Source organism: Zobellia alginiliquefaciens, from assembly GCF_029323795.1.
Taxonomy (GTDB): domain Bacteria; phylum Bacteroidota; class Bacteroidia; order Flavobacteriales; family Flavobacteriaceae; genus Zobellia; species Zobellia alginiliquefaciens.
On the sequence record NZ_CP119758.1, the window covers coordinates 558,239 to 580,553 of the forward strand.

A 22,315-nucleotide genomic window follows, 5' to 3' on the forward strand; every position below is an offset into this window, starting at 1 on the left:
GATGGTCAACAAAATAGACCGTCAAAACAAAAAATACGAAATTGCTAAGATGAAGTTAAGAGCTGAAAATATAATGAAGGCCTACCGCGGCCGAAAAGTAGTTAAGGGTATTTCCTTGGAAGTAAACCAAGGGGAAATCATAGGGCTGCTTGGTCCAAACGGTGCCGGAAAGACCACTTCTTTCTATATGATCGTTGGCTTGGTAAAGCCAAATGGAGGCAATATTTATTTGGATGGAACGGATATTACCAACTTCCCCATGTACAAAAGAGCCCAAAACGGCATTGGGTATCTAGCACAGGAAGCTTCTGTTTTTAGAAAGCTAAGTATAGAAAAAAACATTCTTAGTGTACTTCAACTTACCAAACTCAGCAAAAAGGAACAGCTGATGAAAATGGAATCGCTCATCGAAGAGTTTAGCTTGGGACACATTCGTAAAAGCCGTGGAGATTTACTTTCCGGTGGCGAGCGTAGACGTACAGAAATAGCACGTGCGTTGGCTACCGACCCTAAGTTTATTTTATTGGACGAGCCTTTTGCCGGTGTAGACCCGGTTGCCGTTGAAGACATTCAACGTATTGTAGCTCAACTTAAAGACAAGAACATTGGTATTCTGATTACCGACCATAACGTACAAGAAACTTTGGCCATTACAGAAAGGTCATACCTTATGTTTGAAGGAGGCATCTTAAAATCTGGAATTCCAGAAGATTTGGCCGCAGATGAAATGGTCCGTAAAGTGTATTTAGGTCAGAACTTTGAACTCCGTAAAAAGAAACTAGACTTCTAAAAATCAGCTTTTCTCGCTCAAATTAGAAACTAAAGATGCGCCCACGTAAAAAACGATAATTACGGGCACGGCCAATACGCGCAACGTCAGCAAAAGAACGGCGCTAATGATTATAAAGATATATCGCACCGCATTATCTTTAAAACTCCATGTTTTGAACTTTAAGGCAAATAATGGAATATTAGCATTTAGTAAGTACGTACTTAAAATCGATATAAAGACTAAAAACCACGTATTAAGAATTATTCCGTTTAGCGTATCATTGTCATGATACTGTAAAATCAATGCTAAAGAAAGAATCAACAAAGCATTTGCCGGTGTTGGTAGACCTACAAAAGAAGACACTTGGTTTTCATCTATATTAAATTTTGCAAGTCGATAGGCCGAGCCCAGGGTGATTAAAAACCCGAACAAAGGAATAAAATCCATCAAACTCATAAAAGAATATGCCGAACCACCTTCTGACCAACTGCCAAAATTAGCCATATTCAACAATTGAAACATTACAATTCCGGGTACAAGCCCACTTGTAATCATATCCGCAAGAGAATCCAATTGCACCCCCAATTCACTTTGAACGTTCAAAACCCGCGCCGCCAATCCGTCAAAGAAATCAAAGAAAATTCCTAAAAAAACGTATAATGCTGCCATTTCCAACTGGTTAGACGCCGCAAAAATCGTAGCGACACATCCACAGAAAACATTTAATAGGGTGATGAGATTAGGAATATATTTTTTCATGAAACCATTTGCTTTGGGGTAAAAATAACACAATTTAACATCAATAATGTTAGACCATTATTTATTCGGATATTTGCGCAACCAAATTCAGTAAAAATAACAATGACATTGAAAAAATTACTCCTCCTCCTTCTTTGTGGTTTTTCTTTTTTGGGCTTCTCCCAAGCACCTGAATTGACTCCCTTATCCAAAATAAGCGTGGTTACCTGTGGCCCTGGTAGCGAACTGTACTCAACCTTTGGACATAGTGCCATCCGGATTGAAGACGCCAGCCTAGGCATAAACGCAATTTACAATTATGGTACGTTTGATTTTACCACACCTAATTTTTACATGAAATTTACCCGTGGAAAATTGGATTACACACTTGCCAGACAAAGTTTTCCATATTTCCTTAAAGAGTACAAGTATGAAAACCGATGGGTAAAAAGCCAAAAACTAGAGTTAACACTGACCGAACGCCAAGAGCTTTTCAATTTTCTTGAAAATAATTACCTTCCTGAAAACAGGGATTACAAATACGATTTTTTCTATAACAACTGTGCCACAAAAATATGGGACATACTTAAAGAGGTTTATGGCGATAAACTCGTTTTTGATAAAAATTACTTGAACGAATTGTATACACACCGGCAACTGATACGCCAAAAGGTTAGAATAAATTCATGGTCAGGTTTTGGTATAGACTTAGCACTGGGCTCCGTAATAGATGATGTTGCCACCGCCAAAGAACATATGTTCTTACCGGATTATATTCTGGAACAGCTAAACGTAGCCCAACTAAATGGTAAACCTTTAGTAGAACAATCCACAGTCTTACTTAAACAGGCACCTAAGGAAACTAGTTCCAACTTTTTTCTTTCTCCAGAACTCTGGTTAATTGTATTCCTGATTATAGTATTGACTTTAACCTATTTTGATTTCAAGAATAATACCCGAAGAAGGTGGCTGGATTTCACCCTGTTTTTCTCCACCGGACTTATAGGTCTACTTATCATTTTTCTTTGGTTCTTTACGGACCATAGCGCCACTGCCGGCAATTTTAATTTCTTGTGGGCATTTCCGCCAAACCTAATTATAGCTTTTGTGGTCGCTCAAAAGAGAGGTCCCAATTGGATTGCCAAATACGCTATTTTCCTAGCCGGGTTGATTATTATCTCGGGACTTTTATGGATGCTGGGTGTACAACTTTTTTCCCCTTTGATATTGGCCATTTGGGCAGCCCTTATCGCACGGTATTTATTTTTATTCTGGTCTTATCACAAGCCAAAAATCGCATAATTGCATGAACTTACTTACAGTTGAAAATATTTCAAAATCATATGGCGAGCGTGTCTTGTTCAGTGATCTTTCCTTTGGTATCAATAAAGGCCAGAAAATTGCTTTGATAGCCAAAAACGGAACAGGAAAAACATCCATCTTAAATATAATGTCCGGTTTGGATAGTCCAGATTCCGGGCAAGTAAATTACCGGAAAGGTATTCGCGTTTCTTTTTTAGATCAAGAACCAGATTTTGACCCCGATTTAACGGTAGAGCAGACTATTTTTGCATCGGACAATGAAATACTTCAGGTGATAAATGCCTATGAAAAGGCATTGCACAATACAGAAGATGCAGATGCGTATCAAACCGCTTTTGAGGCAATGGACCGTTTTAATGCTTGGGATTTTGAAACACTCTACAAGCAAATCCTCTATAAATTAAAATTAGATAATTTAGATGCCAAGGTTGGTTTACTCTCTGGTGGACAGAAAAAGCGCTTGTCATTGGCCAACGCCATAATCAACAAACCAGATTTATTAGTTCTTGATGAACCCACCAACCACTTGGACCTGGAGATGATAGAATGGCTAGAGGACTATTTTGCCAAAGAAAACATTAGCCTCTTTATGGTAACGCACGATCGTTATTTCTTGGAAAGGGTATGTAATGAAATTATTGAACTGGAAAACGGCCAACTTTACCCTTATAAAGGCAATTACTCGTATTACCTAGATAAAAGAGAGGCCCGTATTGAGCAAGAATCTGTTGAACAACATAAATCCGAACGTCTTTTTAAAAAAGAATTGGAATGGATGCGAAAGCAACCTAAAGCACGTACCACTAAATCAAAATCACGAATAGATGATTTTAGTGCCATAAAAGAAAAAGCAAGCCAACGTAGAAATGACCACGAGGTTCAGCTTGAAATTAATATGGAACGGGTAGGCAGTAAAATTCTTGAACTCCACAAGCTTGTAAAATCATACCCCGGCAAACCTATCCTGGATAAGTTTGATTATACCTTTACAAAGGGAGAACGAATAGGAATCATAGGCAAAAACGGAACAGGCAAATCCACATTTTTGAATATTGTAACCGGATCGGACCAACCGGATGCTGGAAAGGTCATTGTGGGCGATACCATTAAATTTGGTTATTACACCCAAAAAGGAATCAATATAAAAGAAGGCCAAAAGGTAATTGATGTAATCCGTGAATTTGGAGATTTCATTCCGCTTATGAAAGGGCGACAGATTTCCGCGCAACAGCTTTTGGAGCGTTTTCTTTTTGACCGCAAAAAACAATATGATTTTGTAGATAAATTAAGCGGTGGAGAAAGAAAGCGGTTGTACTTGTGTACTATTCTTATTCAAAATCCAAATTTCTTGATACTTGATGAGCCTACCAATGATTTGGATATTGTAACTCTAAACGTTCTTGAAAGCTTCCTTTTGGACTTCCCCGGATGTTTAATCGTGGTTTCTCACGACCGTTATTTTATGGATAAAATTGTGGACCACCTATTTGTGTTCAGAGGAAATGCCGTTATAGAAGATTTTCCCGGAAACTACTCTGATTTCAGAACCTATGAAGATAGTAAAGTATTAGAAAGCAGGGAAGAGAAAGCCAATGCTAAAGAAGCAGCCGCTACCAAATCGCAACAGAAACAGAGCAGCTCCAAGAACAAACTCCCGTATTTAGAGCAGAAAGAATACAACAAATTAGAAAAGGATATCAAAAAACTAGAAGAGAAAAAAGTTACCGTCCAGAACAAATTTACTGATAGTTCTTTGAGCGGCGAGGATATTGATAAGCTTTCCATAGACTTAAAAGAAATCAACGAAGCTATAGATGCTAAAACAGAGCGCTGGTTTGAACTTTCTGCGCAAATGGAGGAATAGTCCCACTAAAATAGTTCTAAGTGCAAAAGTTACGTAAACACCTACAATTCCTGGTTAAAGCTACCAATCAACATGGGGTACACTCCCCTTTTGTCTATAGCTACGTTACAAAATGCCTTTATAACAAATTAAAATACAAGGGTTCTAAAAGTATTAATGTCCTTTTTAAAAGTATTTCTTATTTTGAAGCAAAGCGGATAATGCTGCCGGATGGTGAAAACGAGCTTAAAGAAGCGATACTGAAAAAATTTCCTGAAATTGAATTTGTAACGGAAGAAGCGGATATTATTTTTCTTCCTAAAGAAGGAGCTGATCAAGCAGAAAAGCTTCTTTCCAACAAAAAAAATCTTCATAACAACACCATGGTTTTGATAGATTATATCTATCTATCTAAGAAGAATGAAGCTATTTGGAAAACTTTAAAACAAAATCACAAAGTAACCGTAACGGTTGATATGTTTTATTGCGGAGCTATTTTCGTTCGAAGGGAACAAGTAAAAGAGCATTTTAAAATTCGGATTTAAACGCTAATTTTAGATTAAATTACCAATATGTACAACAATACTATTTATTATATTCTCGCTGCTTTAGCCGTTATATACATATTAATTTCAATGAACAATCGCCGACAATCTAAAGACCGTAAATCGCGTAAATTCATGGATAGCTACGAACGTAAAAACACATCTAAAAAAGATAAGAAAGAAGATTGAAGATTAATGATTGGCCTTAACCTTCAATGCGGACTTTACCAAAACCTCTAAGAAATGAAAATATACACCAAAACAGGTGACAAAGGCACTACCGCTCTAATAGGAGGTACACGGGTAAAAAAACATCATGTTCGCATAGAATGTTATGGTACCGTAGACGAATTAAACTCTTGGCTCGGGCTAATTAGAGATCAAGAAATAGATAGTAGGTCAAAAAAAACTTTGACCAAAATTCAAGAAAATCTGTTTGTTGTGGGCGCTATATTAGCAACCGATCCAGAAAAAACGACGCTTAAAAATGGTAAAAAGCGACTAAATATTGTAGAAATAAAAGCGGAGGACATTGAATTATTGGAAAAGGAAATAGATGCAATGGATGCAATCCTGCCCCAAATGACACATTTTATTCTTCCTGGCGGTCACACCACCGTGTCATACTGTCATATTGCCCGAACCGTTTGCAGACGAGCAGAACGTATGAGCACACTTTTGTATGAAAATGCACCCTTTAATGAAAATGTATTGTTATTTTTAAACAGACTCTCCGACTATCTATTTGTACTGGCACGGAAATTGTCAGAAAATTTACACGCCGAAGAAGTAAAGTGGATTCCAGAGAATACGGAAAAAGGCAAATAACGAAGCGATTAGAAAAATTTATCTGTGTTTAATTTGCTATTCTCTAATAATTTCTTTAATTCTTCGTTATCAAACTATTAAAACAAAAATAATAGTAATAAAATAGCCTCAATTACTTGGCTGTTTGTATTTAAAAATTATTTTTGCAAAAATTTAAATTGAACAACTGAAATGTATTGGACATTAGAACTAGCATCATATTTAAGTGATGCACCCTGGCCCGCAACAAAAGACGAATTGATAGATTACTCAATCCGTACAGGTGCGCCCCTAGAGGTGGTCGAGAACCTTCAGTCTATGGAAGAAGAAGGCGGTGAGATTTACGAATCCATCGAAGAAATCTGGCCAGACTATCCTACAGAAGAAGATTATCTCTGGAACGAGGACGAATATTAGAAATATTACGTTAATTGAAACAAAAAAGTCTCTATCGAGGCTTTTTTTTTATGTAATTTTGGCAGGCATTCAGGTGAAATGTACATAGGTTCCAAACTGGAATACCTTTTGCAAAGAAATACAATACAGGTATATTGTAGAAATAATGCCCCACCGCAATCAATTTCCCAAAAGCGGTATAAATACTAAACAGCTAGAAATGAGTTTTTTAAATTCGATATTAAAAGTATTCGTAGGTGATAAATCTGAAAAAGACGTAAAAGAACTACAACCTCTTGTAGAACAGATTAGGTCTTTTGAAAAGCAATTAGAAGGGTTAAGTCATGATGAATTACGTGAAAAGACTAACACCTTTAAACTTAAAATAGCCGAGGACATTAGCGAATTCACCAAAAAAATAGGTGAATTAGAAGCGGAAGTAAAAACGTCTACGGATATTGATAAGAACGAAGACATTTATGCTGAAATAGATAAACTCAAGGAAGAATCATATAAAGTAAGTGAAAAAACACTGAACGAAATTCTACCTATTGCCTTTGCCGTAGTTAAGGAAACGGCCAAGCGCTTTACCCAAAATGAAACTTTACAGGTTACGGCATCGGAATACGATCGTGAATTATCCGGCTCAAAGGATTATGTAACTCTAGATGGGGATAATGCCATTTGGAAAAACTCATGGAACGCCGCAGGTAAAGAGGTTACTTGGGACATGATTCATTATGATGTACAGTTGATAGGAGGTATTGCTTTGCACCAAGGTAAAATTGCCGAAATGCAGACAGGTGAAGGTAAGACGTTAGTAGCTACATTACCTTTGTACCTAAATGCCCTATCTGGGAACGGAGCTCATTTGGTTACCGTAAACGATTATTTAGCGAAAAGGGATAGCGCCTGGATGGCCCCTATTTTTGAATTCCATGGTCTATCAGTAGATTGTATTGATCATCACCGTCCAAATTCGGAAGGTAGAAGAGCTGCCTATAACGCAGATATTACGTATGGCACCAACAATGAATTCGGTTTTGACTACCTAAGAGATAATATGGCGCATACGCCAAAAGATTTGGTACAACGTCCACACCACTACGCTATTGTGGATGAGGTAGATTCTGTATTAGTTGATGATGCGCGTACACCGTTAATTATTTCAGGTCCGGTACCAGAAGGAGACCGTCATGAATTTAATGACCTTAAACCAAAGGTTGGAGATATTGTAAGCAAACAGAGACAACACCTAACAGGTGTTTTGGCGGAAGCTAAAAAATTGATTCAGGAAGGAAACACCAAAGACGGTGGTTTCCTATTGTTACGTGTACATAGAGGTCTTCCAAAGAATAAGGCACTAATTAAGTTCTTAAGTGAGGAAGGTGTTAAGCAGCTACTTCAAAAGACCGAAAACTATTACATGCAGGATAACAACAGGGAAATGCCTGTTGTAGATGAGGACTTGTTGTTCGTAATTGATGAAAAGAACAATCAGATTGAACTTACTGAAAAAGGTGTAAGTTATATCTCCGGAGAACAAAATAGAGATTTCTTTGTAATGCCAGATATTGGCGGAGAAATTGCGAAAATAGAAAATCAGAATCTTGACATTGAAAAAGAAGCAGAACTTAAAGAAGAGCTTTTTAAAGAGTTTGGAGTAAAAAGTGAGCGTATTCATACCATGAGCCAACTTTTAAAAGCTTATACGCTTTTCGAAAAAGATGTGGAATATGTGGTAATGGATAACAAGGTGATGATAGTTGATGAACAAACCGGTCGTATTATGGACGGGCGTCGGTATTCAGATGGACTTCACCAGGCTATTGAAGCGAAAGAGAATGTAAAAATAGAAGCCCTTACACAAACTTTTGCTACCGTTACGCTACAGAACTATTTTAGAATGTATAACAAGCTGTCCGGTATGACCGGTACGGCGGTTACCGAAGCAGGTGAATTCTGGGAAATATATGAGTTGGATGTTATGGAAATACCAACTAACAGACCTATTGCCCGTGATGATAGACATGACTTAATATACAAGACCAAGCGAGAAAAATATAATGCCATTATTGACGAAGTTACCAAACTTTCTCAAGCTGGCAGACCCGTTTTGATAGGTACAACTTCGGTTGAAATTTCCGAGTTGTTATCCCGAATGCTTACCATTAGAAAAGTTAATCACAACGTACTGAACGCCAAACTTCATAAAAAAGAAGCAGACGTTGTTGCCGAAGCCGGTAACCCTTGCGTTGTTACCATAGCAACCAACATGGCGGGCCGTGGTACGGATATTAAATTGAGTGATGAAGTTAAAAAAGCGGGTGGTTTAGCTATTATAGGTACAGAAAGGCATGACTCTAGACGTGTTGATAGACAGTTAAGAGGTCGTTCTGGTCGTCAAGGAGATCCAGGAAGCTCGCAGTTCTATGTGTCGTTAGAAGACAACCTAATGCGTTTGTTCGGTTCTGACCGTGTTGCTAAGATGATGGATAAGATGGGCTTGGAAGATGGTGAAGTTATTCAGCATTCAATGATGACTAAATCTATTGAGCGAGCACAGAAAAAGGTAGAAGAAAACAACTTTGGTGTTCGTAAGCGTCTTCTAGAGTATGATGATGTTATGAACGCACAACGTGAGGTAGTCTATAAAAGAAGACGTCACGCTATACAAGGAGAACGATTAAAAGTGGATATCGCCAATATGGTGTATGATACTTGTGAAGTTATTGCCGACACCAACAAAGCTGCAAGTGATTATAAGAATTTTGAATTTGAGCTGATAAAGTACTTCTCTATAACCTCTCCAATTTCAGAAGCAGATTTTACAAAAATGAGTGTTCAAGATATTGCCAATAAGGTATACTCTAACGCTTACAAGTATTATCAAGAAAAAATGGAGCGTAATGCCGCTACGGCATTTCCTGTCATTAAGAAGGTTTATGAAGATAGTGCCAATAAGTTTGAGCGTATTGTAGTTCCTTTTACGGACGGTATTAAAACGCTTAATGTGGTTACCAATTTAGAAAGCGCTTACGAAAGTAATGGAAAAGAATTAGTAACGGATTTTGAAAAAAATATAACCCTAGCCATTATTGACGATTCTTGGAAAACGCATTTGCGTAAGATGGATGAATTAAAACAATCTGTTCAGTTGGCTGTTCATGAGCAAAAAGACCCTTTATTGATTTATAAGTTCGAAGCTTTTGAGCTTTTTAAAGAGATGATAAACAAGGTTAACAAAGAAGTAGTTTCTTTCTTGTTTAAAGGGGAATTGCCAAGTGAAAACCCAAATCAGATTCAGGAAGCTAGAAATGTTAGTAAACCAAAGGAAAATCTTCAAACCAGTAAAGAAGAGATTCCTAATAGTGACGAACTGGCCGCACAGAACCGTGCTGCTGGTCAAACACAAGGTCAACGTCCACAAGTTACAGAGACCATTGTTCGAGAACGACCAAAAATTGGACGTAACGATAGGGTCACAATTAAAAATGTAATGTCTGGCGAAAGTAAAACAGTAAAATTTAAACAAGCAGAGCCCCTTATCGAAAAAGGAGAATGGGTTCTAATTGAGAATTAAAAAATAACATTTACTACAATGTAAATCGGCATCTTAGAGATAAGTTGCCGTTTTTTTTTGCCCGCTTAACGAGTAAAAAGTTACTTGAATACAATAGTATCTACTATTGCAGGGCTTAGAATAAATTACCCCAGAGCTTAAATTGCAGTTAATTAAGCAATTAGAGCTATAATTTATTCAGAATTTAACTTCTAGAGACACATTTACTGTACAGTAAAACAGTTAGCGTGTCTGATGAAGTGTCGCATATACCAAGCGGGCTCACTTCTTTTTTGAAAATGAATACCCAAAGTAGTATACATGCGAAAGCCAAAAATACGTCTGAACCGAATTAGTGACAAAACTAAGTTACTCCTTAAGTTCAACTATACATCATCTGCTCTTAGTCTACTTATAGGCCTGATCTGTTCGTTTGTATTTCATATGCAAGGGACCATACCTTATGTTTTCTATTTTTACTTTGTTCTTAATCTATTGAACATAGCTGCTTTCAACAAGCATAAGAACCTAACAACAATGGCTATCTATACTTCAGTACTTTCCTTTTTAAGTACCGTTGTAATTACATTATTCAGTGGCGGAATAAATAGTCCGTTTATCTTTATCCTAGGCTTAATTGTTCTTGCCGGTTATATATCAACAAGAGTTTTTGGCAAAGTTTATCTCTACCTTATTATACTCACCATAGTCTTTATTTATCTGGTTGATCACGCCAATCTTGACTTTATAATAAACGAGGTTCCTGATGGTTACAGAAATCTATTCAGTTTAATAAGTATATTATTTTCGGTCTATTTATTAGGAGGTGTTCTTGGTAAAAATTTACTAAGGACCCATCATAACCTTTACAAATCAAAAGCTAGGATTGAAAAAAGCGTTGACGAAAAAGAAAACCTGTTAAGGGAAGTCCATCATAGGGTTAAAAATAATCTTCAAACTGTTTCTAGTCTTTTAAACTTACAAGTTCGAAATACACCAAACGATCAAATAAAAGAGTTGGTTAAAAGTAGCCAAAATAGAGTAATGGCAATGGCTATGATACACGAAATGCTATATGTCCGGGATAATCTCTCTAAAATTGAATTTGGGTCTTACGTACAAGAACTTACCCAATATCTTCTAAGAACGGTTGAACGTAAAGACAGAAAAATAGACGTTATTATAAATATACCCGATACATTGTTAAACATTGATACTGCCATCCCTTTAGGCCTTTTAATCAATGAAACAGTCACCAAATCAATTAAATACGGATTCAAAGATGTAGAAGAAGGTAAAATAACCATTGCGCTTGAAAAGCGATATCAAAACAAATTTATCCTTAAAATTACAGACAATGGTGCCGGCTTTCCCCAAGACTATGATTTCAAAAACTCCAACACATTGGGGATGAAATTAATTCATAACCTTGCAAGACAATTACAGGGTACAATAGAGCGACTTCCGAGAAAAGAGGGCACAGCCTATGAACTAGTATTTCAAGATATTGCAAGTCAATTTAACACATAAGTGCTATATTGCTCCTATCATAATATCTTCCATTTTATCTTTCTCTATTCTAAATTAGATTTTTCCTTCTCTTAAGGAGAGAGAATTCATAATAATATTGTAGTTTTCTACCCAGAGCCCCAACTTTACCTTTAGATAGTACTTGCCTTTAGAAGAACGATGTAGTTGCACTAATTACATGGTAATTATTCTAACTACCTACTTCTGCTTCAATAGAAATAGTAATGCCAAAAATGAATGTAATTCAAAGTAGGTTGGACAACCAAAGTAGGTTGCTAATAAATTTTGCATACTCTTCATCTGCTTTATCCTTTTTGGTTGGCTTGTTTTTAATATTTGTATTGAAAATTACGGGTTATATATCTGGGGTATTCCTTCTATATGCGATATTAGCCCTTACCAATATACTTTTATATAAAATACACCATAAGCTATTAATTGCATCATTAATCAGCTCCATTCTATCACTTATCGGTGTAACAATAGTAACTATATTCAGTGGAGGAATCAATAGTCCGTTTATTTTTGTATTTAGTATAATTATTTTGGGCGGCTACATGACCGCCCATGTTGTCGGTAATATTTTCTTAACCGCAGTACTACTCGCCATCTTCGGAATATATAACATAAGTGAACATGGATTTATTATAAATGAAATTCCTGAAGACAAACAAGCCCTATTCAGTTTAATGTGTATCATCTTTTGCTCCTATTTATTATTTGTGGTCTTTGGGAAACACCTTTTACTGGCTCATGAAAATCTACAGGTTTCAAAATCCAAAATAGAAGCGGGCATTGCAGAAAAAGAAGTCCTTCTTAGAACGGTTCACCATAGAGTAAAAAACAACTTACAGACCGTTTCAAGCCTTCTAAGCTTACAATCTAAGAACACGGACAACATCAAAATAAAAGAGCTTGCCAACAGTAGTCAACTTAGGATCAATTCTATGGCTATGATACATGAAATGCTCTATATGCAAAACAATATATCCAAAATTGCCTTTAAACCTTACCTGCACGAACTTACGGATTTCTTGGTAAAATCCGCCAACAGTAAAAACCTTGATATTAGAGTAAATATAAATATGCCAGAAGTCAACCTAGGCCTGGATACTACTATCCCTTTAGGTCTACTCATTAACGAGGCAGTTACAAATTCCCTAAAATATGGTTTCCCAGAAAATACAACTGGTCAAATAGACATTCTTCTCAAAGAGAATACTGAAGAATCTCATAGTTATTGTTTAGATATTACCGATAATGGCATAGGTTTTCCTGAGGAAATTAACCATAAAACCACCACATCACTTGGACTTAAACTTATGCATAACCTAGGTAGGCAATTAAGAGGTTCGGTTACACGTATTAAAACCGAGAAAGGAACCGGTTACCATATTACTTTTAAAGATAAAGAGCGTCATCTACCGGGGCTAAATGGTTAAATTTCTAAAAAAGTAGCCTTCTTATTTTCCCTTTAAATTCTATACCTTTAAAGGACACAAGCACTTCTATACACATGAAAAATTCTCGCCGAAAGTTTTTGTCTTCCATTAGTATGTTAGCAGCAAGTACAGCTTTACCTCTCCACGCTTTTAATTTTGGGGCAACGGAAAAACTAAAGGTTGCTTTAGTAGGCACTGGAATACGAGGTATAACATTTTGGGGAAAAAGGTTAGTGGACCAATATTCTGAGATTATTGAGTTTGTAGGCCTTTCTGATATAAACTCAAGTAGACTGGCTTACAGTAAAAAATATATTGGGGTTTCATGTCCTGTTTTTGTGGATTTTGAAAAAATGGTAAAAGACACCCGCCCAGACCTCATCATCGTTACCACCAAAGACTCCACGCACCATCAATTTATAATAAAAGGGTTAGAAATGGGATGTGATGTACTCACTGAAAAACCACTAACCGTTGATGAAGCAAAATGCCAAGCTATTTTAGATGCCGAAAGAAAATCAGAGAAGAACTTAATTGTAGGTTTTAATTATAGATGGAGTCCTTATGCTACAAAAATTAAAGAACTCTTAATGAACAAGACAATTGGCGATTTAGTCTCTGTAGATTTCAATTGGTATCTGAACACTTATCATGGTGCATCTTACTTTAGAAGATGGCATGGAGAAATGGAGAGCAGCGGCTCTCTTTGGGTGCACAAGGCCACCCATCATTTTGATCTATTGAATTGGTGGATAGACTCTGAGCCCAATGAAGTGTTCGCCTATGGAGATTTGGAGTTCTACGGAAAAAATGGTCCGTTTAGAGGAAAAAATTGTCGTAACTGTAATCATACGAAAGAGTGTGATTTTTATTGGGACATTTCACAAGATGAATTCATGAAGGAACTATATGTTAACCATGAACATCAAGACGGTTACATACGGGACAACTGTCTATTCCGGGAAGACATAGACATCTATGATAAAATGTCTGCCCAAGTAAAATACACGAACAATACCATCCTAAATTACTCGCTTACCACTTACTCTCCCTTTGAAGGCTGGAGAGTAGCTTTTAATGGCACAAAAGGTCGGATTGAGGCTTCACAGGATATCCCCTATCACAAAATCGATACTATTTCCGAAGCGGAAAAACATACTAACGAAATGGCTCAGACAAATGAAGAAGAACTCTCCTATGAACCTATTATAATACATAAACTTTGGAGCGAACACGAGACTATACAAGTTCCAATGGAAAAAAGGGGGCACGGAGGTGGCGACAAACGTTTACAAGACAAAATATTTAAAACCGCAGATAGTGAAGACCCCTTTGGCAGAACGGCAGGTATAAGAGATGGCGCTATGTCAATTCTAATTGGTATTGGTGCAAGAAGAAGTATTGAACAAGAAAAAGCCATACGCATTTCACAACTTACCGATTTAAAACCCAAAAAAAAGCGTGGATAAATGTTAAAAACTTTGCCTACAAGGTAGTATTTAACTTACTATTGTTGATTGTGCGATAAAACCTATTTAGATTTACCTCTCTTACAAACGTGTTACTTATAGTTACCGAAGAGCAAAACAGACACCCTTCTATGCAGCAAAGTACCGATCTAGAAAAAAAACTGAAAAGCAAGGTTAGACTTGTCCTTAAAGTCAATTACTACTCTTCTGTGTTTTCTCTAATTTTTGCTGCACTATGTTACCTTTTTCTGAACATAACGAATGTCATACCTTATATTTTTCTTGCATTTGGAATTCTGAATCTAATTAATATCCTTTCCTACAAATATCACAAAAGCCTTACACTTACTTACAACGTTGTTTCAATGATGACGCTTGCAGGAGCTAGCGTTGTTACTTTATATAGTGGCGGAATAAATAGTCCTTTTATTTTTGTTCTGGCATTAATAGTAGTTGCCGGATACGTTACCACAAAAGCTTACGGTGCACTTTACCTTAATTTGAATATATTGATTATTGTTCTCATTTATCTACAGAATGTAGCTGATTTCAACTTTGTAAAAAATGTGGTGCCGGAAGAGTCAAAAAACCTATTTGCCCTTCTGAGTGTATTATTTTCCGTTTATCTACTTGGTGGTGTTTTTGGTAAAAACTTATTACAGGCACATCACAACCTGTACAAAACCAAGAATGAACTTGAAGAAAAAATACGCGAAAAAGAAACCCTAATAAAAGAAGTACACCATAGAGTAAAAAACAACCTACAGACGGTTTCTAGCTTACTAAGCCTACAATCAAGAAGTATTGTGGACAAGGACGTTAAAAGTCTTCTGAAAAGCAGTCAAAACCGAGTAATTACCATGGCCATAGTTCATGAAATGCTATATATGCGGGAGGATTTATCTAAAATTGAATATAAATCTTACGTTCAGGAACTTGCAGAATATTTAGTCCGATCAATAAAGGGGACTAGTAGCAATATTACTTTAAACATAGATATTCCTAACGTAAAATTGAATATTGATACGGCTATACCTTTGGGCCTGTTAATAAACGAGACAGTTACCAATGCTCTTAAATATGGAATTGTAGATGAAAACAAAGGAGAGATTTGTATTAAGCTAAGAAAAACGGAAGGAAATGAGTTTATTTTAAATTTGGGTGATAATGGTCAGGGCTTTCCTGAGGAAATTACCCATAAAAACTCAAAATCTCTTGGTCTTAAACTCATACACAATTTATCGCGCCAACTTCAAGGCTCAATAATGCGAGACCTTACTCAAAAGGGTACACACTATACAATAAAGTTCAAAGAAATAAGGGATCAAGTTACCAGTGTAGCCTAGCCTCGCTCTTAAGAAAGAACTATTTCTTTACGTGAGATTTTAATGTGCGTAGTACTCCTTTTGTTTTTGGAAACAATAGAATATGACTTAAAATCAAAGCAATAGCTATTATTAGAACGAATAACATCATAGAAACTGTTTTTAAATTTATACTAAAAGCTGATTATCTAATTAAGCTATAAATGTCAAAGCTTTAATCATTATTCTTTCAATTTATTCGGACTTAGTTGGCATTGGCATTAATTTCACTTATGTTGATAATCGAAAAATCTTAAGGCTATCAGCTAAAATAGAAGCCATTTCAAAAATGTAATTAGACGTCTTATAGTTGATAAACTCGGTAAGTGCTTATTTGGAAATCCCGCATGACATAAATTTCTTTAGTTCCAAAATTGACCGAACTATATTCTAAACTTCAAGTTTTTTATTTTTGATTAAGCCATTTTAGCTTTGTTTCTTTTTGTAGTAAAAGAAAGCGCCTTGGTTACCCTAGCATTATCTCTCTTGTACAAACGTGCAACCTCAACTGTATTTTCCGAGCTAACTTCCTCCGTAGAAGTTTCAGTAACAATGCTCATTTCTATAGTGGCAACTTTAACCTCTTCAGTAGCAGTTTGAGCTTGAGCAGTTACTCCGATAAAAAGAACAAAAATTAAAGTTGCGATAGTTTTCATGACTTGACGTTTTATATAATTAAAACGCCGCAGACCCTATCCTACCGAGGTTCCATTCGCTGAAAAACCCCTAATTTTCGGTTATCGGCACAACTTCGGTTCAAGTGTAAAAAAGCACCGATGAACGTAATTCATCCTAAAAACACCTTACCGAGATTAAGTGTTTTTAATCGGAAAACGAGTGTGTTTTACAAACTATAAAAGCTAGAACAGCAACAATACAATATTTCTTTTTGGCAATACTTATGTTGTGCTACGCCACAACCTATCATTATGTAAAGGTCATGCAGAAATAAGAATGGAGAAGAAGGGAAAAGCAGATTAAAACTCATTACTCTTAACCCATATCCAAAAATCAGCATATAAACATAGTAATCCAAATACAAGTTCCCTTGCTAACATATACTAGTGCATTAAGCCTGGTCTAATAGAATTGAAGAGTAACCGAGGAAAAAATCATAAAACGTAACCCATGCCATAACTATCAGAGAGTAAAGAAATATCCCGTGAAATTTATCTGTGAGATTTTAGATAGATTATTCCTAAGAAACTAAAAAAGTCTTGAGTATTAAAGTTAAGGCTTACTACATAAGAAATGGATTAAGCCATTTTAGCTTTGTTTCTTTTTGTAGTAAAAGAAAGTGCCTTGGTTACCCTAGCATTATCTCTCTTGTACAAACGTGCAACCTCAATTGTATTTTCCAAGCTAACTTCCTCTGTAGAAGCTTCAGAAACAATGCTCATTTCTATAGTGGCAACTTTAACCTCTTCGATAGCAGTTTGAGCTTGAGCAGTTACTCCGATAAAAAGAACAAAAATTAAAGTTGCGATAGTTTTCATGACTTGACGTTTTATATAATTAAAACGCCGCAGGCCCTACCCTACCGAGGTTCCATTCGCTGAAAAACCCCTAATTTTCGGTTATCGGCACAACTTCGGTTCAAGTGTAAAAAAGCACCGATGAACGTAATTCACCCTAAAAACACCTTACCGAGATTAAGTGTTTTTAATCGGAAAACATATACATTTTTTAATCCCTAAATTTCACTTTTTAATAATTATGGCTAGTTTGAATGGTTTAACTGTTTATTGTTCTTTACGTAAGTTTTAGATACCGATTTAACTATAGCCTAAAACCCAAAGAGCTACAACAATACCCTTTATCTAACATATTTGTCCAGGGTCAGGAGACTGCAATTATATATTGATAGTTTTCTTACAACAAAGAGCAGAGCTTAAGAAACTTGTATCAGAAGACTTACATCAACAACAGATGAACGAACGATCAACAACTAACTTTTATCGATTATTAGTTAATATAATTGGAGCGATAAATCAAAATGAATAATTTGCGCTTTCTTTTGAAAAAGAAAATGGATTAATTTAAATCACTAATTATGAGACGTAATTTAATTACACGATTTTTTCTGTTCTCAATGCTATTCGTATCATTTATCATGGTACCTGCAGCTTGTAGCAGCGATGACGGAGGAACAGACAAAGAACAAGTTGACCCAGACCCCGATCCGGAACCAGACCCAGATCCCGAACAGGTAGCGGACCCTACCAATGAGAATACTACTATAGATGCTACAGCAGCCGCTCATTCCAACGGAGTAAGTACTTCCACTGTAACCGTGCAATTAGCCGATGCAGATGGAAAAAAGTTAAGCGCTAGCGGAGGTACAATCGCCCTAACTACTACTGGATCTGCTACAATATCCGAAATCACTGATAACGCAGATGGAACATATACAGCAACCGTAAGTGGTGAGGTAGAAGAAACAATAACTGTGTCAGGAACATTAGATGGTACGGATATTACCAGTACTGTAGACATTACTTTTAACCCAGATGAGTCAAATCCAGCACAAGAAGCAGAACAGTCAACAGAAGCTGTTGGCCCTACTTTACTAAGAATCAACTGTGGAGGAGACGAAATAACTTTCGGTGATGTTACCTTTCTTGCCGACCAATATTTTGACGGTCCTACAGAAGCTTATAACAACCCCAATGTGGACGCTTCAGAAATTACAAATACGGATATGCCTGAACTCTATATTACAGAGAGAATAACTGATAATACAGATGTTAAAGGACCTTTCTCCTATAAAATTCCTGTTACAGATGGCACTTATACAGTTAAACTCTACTTTGCAGAAGTTTACTGGGGTGTTGAGAATCCAGAAGGATTAGGTGAAGATGACGGTACAGGACGTAGAATCTTTAATATTACCATGGAAGATGAAGCAATCTTTACCGGATATGATCTTTATAAAGAACATGGAGCATTATCTGCTGGTAGCCGTATGTACGATGTTGAAGTGGCGGATGGTGAGCTTACAATCATTTTTGAAGCAACTGTTAATAAACCAAAAGTATCAGCTATAGAAGTTTTCGGTACTGGAACAATCGGTTCTTAATAAGGCAACTTTCAAGTTAATATATAATAGGTCTTTGGAGAATATTCTCCAAAGACCTATTTTTTTTGAACCTTTGTAAGTAAGGAAACGTATACATACTATACTAATTCTTTAAAAGAAATTGACATGATATTTAAATCTATATTCTTATCCATATTCCTTTTAGCCTCCACTTCTTGCCAATCCCATGTTGAAAAGAAAAAACCCGCGCAAACGTCCTTAGCAAAAAAAGTAGCTATAAAGCTAACAAATCAAGATCTTTCAAATTTTGAAACGGCTTATTTTGCCAGTGGTTGTTTCTGGTGTGTAGAAGCCATATTTGAAAGTGTAAAAGGAGTCAAGGAAGTGGTCTCAGGGTATTCTGGTGGTACTGAAAAAAATCCCACTTACGAGCAAGTAGGTGGTGGTATGACAAGCCATGCAGAAGCTGTTAAAGTTTATTACGACCCAAAGGTTATTTCGTTTACAGCCTTAGTCCAAGTGTTTTTTGGATCTCATGACCCTACAACATTAAATAGACAAGGACCAGATCGTGGCCCCCAGTATAGATCAATCGCTTTTTATAAAAACGACAAAGAGAAACAGATTATTGACGGGTACATTAAAGCCTTAAAAGATCAAAACGTTTACGATGGCACACCCATTACAACAGAAGTCACCAAGTTTACAAAGTTTTATGACGCTGAGGACTATCACCAAGATTATGAGCGCAAACATCCAAATAACTCATATATTACAAACGTATCCGTACCAAGACTAAATCGTTTTAAAGAAAATTTTCAGGAGTATTTAAAAGATGGATCTCATTAAACCGAGTATCTTTTTTTCAATTAAAAACAAGCAGCCCGTTAAGGCTATTTTTTTTAGCTAACAACATGGTTTGGGACAGGTTAAATTTATTGAAGAATTATTTCGCTGTACTGAGAATTGATATTGATAGACTTATCTGATTTGTTGTTGTTGTTGTTGTTGTTGATATACCCCTTATAAACCACGCTAGTATGATTTGTTCTTTTATCTAATTTTAGGTTTGTTGGAAGTGTGAATTCAGACGCAGTTCCGTTCATATAAATATTTCCCTCTTTATTTGGCAGCCTACAAACAAATTCTGCATTTTGAAGTGAAACATCTAGTGTTTCAAATTCCTCCGCAATAGTACGTATCAATAAGGGGCCAAAACTGTTATTTATAAAAGCTGTTTTAACCAAGTTTTCAATAGTTACTTCCGAAGACTTGGCACTCAATTTAAGATTCAATACTTCGTCTAAATCAATGCTTTCGGAATAATCTGCCTTTAGTTGACCATAGTTCCACTTTTGAACACGAATAGGAGAATATGAAACCACAACCTTGGTTTCATCTCCATCAATAGTTGCTGCATACAATTTAGCATGGGAAAGCGTAGCGTTTATGTTATTAGTATGCTCGGCAAGTTTGACTTCCCCGTGACGTACGTTCATTTTAATCTTAGTGGATTTTGGCATTTTAATTTTTATGGTCTTCTTTATCTTATATTTCCTATTTTCTCCCTTTCTGTTAAAATAAAAAGTATTGGGGGAGTTCCTTTCATTACGCTCACTTTTCATTTTTGCCTCTATCCTCTCTTCTATGGCTTCTCTTTTTCTTTGCTTCTGTTCCTCTTTCCTTTCTAATTTATCTTCCATACGCTCATTCTGGGCTGCCATTCTTTCTTCTAACTCCTTTTCCCGTCGTTCTCGAACCTCCTTATGCTTTACCTCCATTTTTTGCTGCCACTCTTCCATTTTCTTTTGATAAGGCTCACCAAAATTTTTCTGAAAACCCTCTTGCCATTTTTTTAGATAGGCCTCACCTTCTTTTTCAAAAGCCTCATGGTCAAAATTAGGGTTTGGTGCTTCTGGCATTGGAGGTTCGGGAGGCATAGGCATTGCTACCAATTCTAAAAAATCAAAATCAAACTCGGGCATTTCCGGAATTTCAATATGTAAATCCTCCATATCTATAAAAGAAGGACCTTCCCAAGCCTTATCGCTCTGCGTGTTTACACTTATTTTTTTACTATTTCCAATGACGGAAATACCCCCTTTTTCAAAGTAGGCCGCCGCTTCTTCATCAGTTGCCCCTTCTAATTGAACTGTAGTTTCAATACTCACCCTATTTTTATTCCATGTATCAAACTCAATATCAGCATAGCTGGTATTAACTTCTAGGACGGCATTGTCTACAACCTCAAAATTTTCCGAATAAACTTTCTCTTTTATTTGCCCATTGGCCCCTATGCTGATGAGACATAGGAAAACCGTTAGGGACTTAAATATTAGTCTCTGTAACTGCTTCATTTTTTGATGATTTTAACTGATTTATTTTTTCTTTCAACCTATGCAATAACTGTAACCGCAATTGAAGGTTCTTCACCATTGCGGTAATGGTTTGATCATTAGGTCCTATTTCATTCAACTCATCGCTCAACCTACCATACTCCTCATTCAACTCCTTCAATTCTCCCATAAAACTATCGATCAGCACATTGTTTTTATCCGAAACCTCAAGGTCTGAAATCTCTAGGTTAATACTGGTCATATAATAGTTTTCTACTTTTCTCAAATCTGGGGAAAGGTCTCCCAAGGATAAGCTCTCTGCCGGTTTAACCTTTGTTTGCTTCTCAACAATAACCGCCTCTGAATCAGAGGCCTTTTCTACTCCAAGAAAATAAACACCCAAGCCCAATAACAGAACAATGGAAGCTGCTATTTGCAAATAAGGCAGTGGCCTCTGTTTCTGCTGTGGTAATTCCGTTCTCAATTTTTTAAGAAATCGTTCTTCATGGCCCGCGCTTAATAACGGGGCTTCCTCCTCTTCATCACTTTTAAAAAGCTTTTTAAGATCTTGCGCCATAATTCTTTTCTTTCAACAACTGTTTTAAATACCCTTTTCCCCTTAAAAGTCTAGTTCTACAAGCTGATTCCGTCAGGTCTAATATTTGGGATATTTCACTGTGGTCGTACCCTTCCATCAAATACATCATAACTACATATTTATATTTTTCAGGCAATTCTTCCATCGCACATTTAATATTTTTTAAAGTGATATCATCATTTACATTCCAATTGTCATCTTCCTCTAGAGGCATATGGCTTTCTTGAAACGGAACGGTTTGATGTTTTTTAGATTTCAGAAAATCTATACTCTTATTTATTACAATTTTTTTAAGCCATGCACCAAACGTAACATTCCCCTCATATTGTTCTATTTTTTGAAAGGCTTTTATGAAAGATTCTTGTAAAACATCTTCAGCATCTTTGGTATTTTTCACATACCGCATTGCAACGCAGAACATACCATCACAGTACTGCCGGTACAGTTGCATCTGTCCCTTCCTGTTATTCTTTTTACATTGTTCTACTAAATCTATCTGAAACATTGGTCGGTTTCGTGGTCAGTTTTAGGACGGTTCTATTATAAGGAC

At 36.4% G+C, this 22,315-nt stretch carries 19 protein-coding genes; 13 read left to right on the plus strand and 6 right to left on the minus strand.

The annotated features are described in order from the left end of the window. The first annotated feature begins 49 nt into the window (after positions 1 to 49). Positions 50 to 790, plus strand: coding sequence for an LPS export ABC transporter ATP-binding protein (gene lptB, locus P0077_RS02325; RefSeq protein ID WP_194524294.1), 741 nt, complete (start codon positions 50 to 52; stop codon positions 788 to 790). 3 nt (positions 791 to 793) lie between these two features. Here lptB and P0077_RS02330 read toward each other — a convergent pair whose 3' ends face one another. Further along, complete coding sequence (locus P0077_RS02330; protein WP_276167561.1) at positions 794 to 1,531, minus strand: CDP-alcohol phosphatidyltransferase family protein; 738 nt, start codon at positions 1,529 to 1,531, stop codon at positions 794 to 796. 102 nt (positions 1,532 to 1,633) lie between these two features. Here P0077_RS02330 and P0077_RS02335 point away from each other — a divergent pair, with 102 nt between their 5' ends. The 10 genes from P0077_RS02335 to P0077_RS02380 all read left to right on the plus strand — a co-directional run bounded on the left by P0077_RS02335 (position 1,634) and on the right by P0077_RS02380 (position 15,773). Next, positions 1,634 to 2,812: an Lnb N-terminal periplasmic domain-containing protein gene (locus tag P0077_RS02335; RefSeq protein WP_276167562.1), complete on the plus strand. Its 1,179-nt coding sequence runs from the start codon at positions 1,634 to 1,636 to the stop codon at positions 2,810 to 2,812. Positions 2,813 to 2,816: 4 nt separating this feature from the next. Beyond that, positions 2,817 to 4,697: an ABC-F family ATP-binding cassette domain-containing protein gene (locus tag P0077_RS02340; protein ID WP_276167563.1), complete on the plus strand. Its 1,881-nt coding sequence runs from the start codon at positions 2,817 to 2,819 to the stop codon at positions 4,695 to 4,697. 20 nt (positions 4,698 to 4,717) lie between these two features. Continuing rightward, positions 4,718 to 5,221 carry a hypothetical protein gene (locus tag P0077_RS02345; protein ID WP_276167564.1) on the plus strand — a complete coding sequence of 168 codons (504 nt, stop codon included), beginning with the start codon at positions 4,718 to 4,720 and terminating at the stop codon, positions 5,219 to 5,221. 243 nt (positions 5,222 to 5,464) lie between these two features. Continuing rightward, a complete protein-coding gene (locus P0077_RS02350; protein WP_276167565.1) occupies positions 5,465 to 6,049 on the plus strand; it encodes a cob(I)yrinic acid a,c-diamide adenosyltransferase in 585 nt (194 codons plus the stop codon). Positions 6,050 to 6,220: 171 nt separating this feature from the next. Then, positions 6,221 to 6,445, plus strand: a complete 225-nt coding sequence (locus P0077_RS02355) for a DUF2795 domain-containing protein (RefSeq protein WP_013994285.1) — start codon at positions 6,221 to 6,223, stop codon at positions 6,443 to 6,445. 199 nt (positions 6,446 to 6,644) lie between these two features. Further along, positions 6,645 to 10,007: a preprotein translocase subunit SecA gene (gene secA / locus P0077_RS02360; protein ID WP_276167566.1), complete on the plus strand. Its 3,363-nt coding sequence runs from the start codon at positions 6,645 to 6,647 to the stop codon at positions 10,005 to 10,007. A gap of 300 nt (positions 10,008 to 10,307) precedes the next feature. Beyond that, positions 10,308 to 11,516 carry a sensor histidine kinase gene (locus P0077_RS02365; protein ID WP_276167567.1) on the plus strand — a complete coding sequence of 403 codons (1,209 nt, stop codon included), beginning with the start codon at positions 10,308 to 10,310 and terminating at the stop codon, positions 11,514 to 11,516. A gap of 224 nt (positions 11,517 to 11,740) precedes the next feature. Next, positions 11,741 to 12,958: a sensor histidine kinase gene (locus P0077_RS02370; RefSeq protein ID WP_276167568.1), complete on the plus strand. Its 1,218-nt coding sequence runs from the start codon at positions 11,741 to 11,743 to the stop codon at positions 12,956 to 12,958. A gap of 74 nt (positions 12,959 to 13,032) precedes the next feature. After that, positions 13,033 to 14,427, plus strand: coding sequence for a Gfo/Idh/MocA family protein (locus tag P0077_RS02375; protein WP_276167569.1), 1,395 nt, complete (start codon positions 13,033 to 13,035; stop codon positions 14,425 to 14,427). A 365-nt stretch (positions 14,428 to 14,792) separates the two neighbouring features. Then, complete coding sequence (locus P0077_RS02380; RefSeq protein ID WP_276167570.1) at positions 14,793 to 15,773, plus strand: sensor histidine kinase; 981 nt, start codon at positions 14,793 to 14,795, stop codon at positions 15,771 to 15,773. A gap of 434 nt (positions 15,774 to 16,207) precedes the next feature. Here P0077_RS02380 and P0077_RS02385 read toward each other — a convergent pair whose 3' ends face one another. After that, positions 16,208 to 16,447: a hypothetical protein gene (locus P0077_RS02385; RefSeq protein WP_276167571.1), complete on the minus strand. Its 240-nt coding sequence runs from the start codon at positions 16,445 to 16,447 to the stop codon at positions 16,208 to 16,210. A gap of 600 nt (positions 16,448 to 17,047) precedes the next feature. Beyond that, entirely contained in the window at positions 17,048 to 17,287 is a 240-nt protein-coding gene (locus P0077_RS02390) for a hypothetical protein (protein ID WP_276167572.1), read from the minus strand. 557 nt (positions 17,288 to 17,844) lie between these two features. On the opposite strand from P0077_RS02390, the gene P0077_RS02395 reads away from it, so the two are divergent. After that, a complete protein-coding gene (locus P0077_RS02395) occupies positions 17,845 to 18,870 on the plus strand; it encodes a malectin domain-containing carbohydrate-binding protein (protein ID WP_276167573.1) in 1,026 nt (341 codons plus the stop codon). A gap of 126 nt (positions 18,871 to 18,996) precedes the next feature. Beyond that, a complete protein-coding gene (gene msrA, locus P0077_RS02400; protein WP_276167574.1) occupies positions 18,997 to 19,680 on the plus strand; it encodes a peptide-methionine (S)-S-oxide reductase MsrA in 684 nt (227 codons plus the stop codon). A gap of 86 nt (positions 19,681 to 19,766) precedes the next feature. Here msrA and P0077_RS02405 read toward each other — a convergent pair whose 3' ends face one another. The 3 genes from P0077_RS02405 to P0077_RS02415 are packed head-to-tail and all read right to left on the minus strand — an operon-like array spanning position 19,767 to position 22,270. Beyond that, positions 19,767 to 21,188: a hypothetical protein gene (locus P0077_RS02405; protein ID WP_276167575.1), complete on the minus strand. Its 1,422-nt coding sequence runs from the start codon at positions 21,186 to 21,188 to the stop codon at positions 19,767 to 19,769. After that, positions 21,160 to 21,744 (minus strand): hypothetical protein, encoded by a 585-nt coding sequence (locus P0077_RS02410; protein WP_276167576.1) that lies wholly within the window; start codon positions 21,742 to 21,744, stop codon positions 21,160 to 21,162. The genes P0077_RS02405 and P0077_RS02410 overlap by 29 nt, the downstream gene beginning before the upstream one ends. Then, positions 21,728 to 22,270, minus strand: coding sequence for an RNA polymerase sigma factor (locus tag P0077_RS02415; RefSeq protein ID WP_276167577.1), 543 nt, complete (start codon positions 22,268 to 22,270; stop codon positions 21,728 to 21,730). The genes P0077_RS02410 and P0077_RS02415 overlap by 17 nt, the downstream gene beginning before the upstream one ends. Between the last annotated feature and the right edge of the window lie 45 nt (positions 22,271 to 22,315).